The following is a 1315-nucleotide window of genomic DNA, read 5'->3' on the forward strand; positions in this document are numbered from 1 at the left end:
GGTTATGTCAAAACGGATTAAAGGAAGGCAGGCGTTAAGAAGAACGTAACGAAGTTGTGAAGAACCATGTTTTACCATTCTGCCACCATGGGATTCTGTTCCAGAATCGTTAATACCGGGTTCGATTCCTGCAAATGCAAGCATCTGTCCGGGATTTGAAAAGTTTGATATATCACCATATTCAGCATAAATAACAGCTGCTGAAATGGGACCGATACCGGGAATGGACATATAGTGTGGATGTACTTCTTCAATAAGTTTGGTAATCTCGGCTTCAAGGGTTTTGATTTCCTTGCAGAGAGAGTTGTACAAGGTAAGTAAACTGTTTAATTCGATGTCGAAAATAGAATTATTGACACCGACTGTATTGGCAGCCAGTTCTTTCAAACGAAGGAACTGTTGTATAGAAAACTTACCTCTTGAAGCACAACGGAGTTTGTCGTAAGAAGCTGAATTCATATGAGCCATTTTTTCGGCTGAACCATAGTTTTCAAGGAGATAGATGGCAGTTTTTGAAAGCCGCTCATTGAAAAAAGGTTTGAATTCCGGAAAGGTATGGTCTAAAACATTTGTAATTTTTACAAGATAAAAAGAACGCTGACGAATCAGCCTGTCTCGTAAACGAGTTAGTGACTTTAAGGAATAAGAGTGGTAAAATCCTTTTGAATGGGGTTTGTATTCAACCGTCATTAACCACCGAGCTATTGATTCGCAGTCAACAGAATCGGTTTTGGTTCGCCTTAAAGTTGTAGACTTTTTATATTCCTTGATAAGAACTGGATTAACTTCCATGAAGCTGTGGTGAGCGTTTTCAAGGAAAAGTTCAAGATTGAGGGCATAATGAGCAGTTGATTCAAACCCTATTTTTATATCCTCAGGATTGGAGAGAGAGTTGAGAGTAGTAAGCAGATGTTCAAACCCATCTTTATCGTTTTTGACAGTAAATTTGGAAACAATCTGCTGGTCGGCTGCAGAAATGATGCAGCAATCATGTTTGTACTTGGAAATGTCAATTCCAACAAAGTACATGGACATAGAAATATACCTCCTGAAATAATATTTAGCACTGCTGTCTTCCACAGAGAATTCGGCTGTGTAATCACGTAAATAGAAACGTCAAGCGTTAACAAACTAATTACCAGTAATAGACGAAAAGCTGCGGTCTGAGTCACCTCCGAACAGTCAAAGCTGTAATAGAATAGATACAGATCCACAGTGCTTTAAGTATTATAATGGAGTATTCAATAAAACCCAAGAGATTGGGAGAAAGGAGAATAATCCATTACCCTCAAAAGAGGATAATTGGATTATACGT

Annotated in this window: 1 protein-coding gene; it reads right to left on the reverse strand. The window is 38.4% G+C overall.

Features of this window, described 5'->3' with window-relative positions:
* Positions 1–1035: IS110 family transposase (locus DW005_RS13600; RefSeq protein ID WP_117480194.1), on the reverse strand; the 1035-nt coding region annotated here is incomplete at its 3' end.
* Positions 1036–1315: the final 280 nt, after the last annotated feature.

This window comes from Clostridium sp. AF36-4, assembly GCF_003435975.1.
GTDB lineage: Bacteria > Bacillota > Clostridia > Lachnospirales > Lachnospiraceae > Eubacterium_F.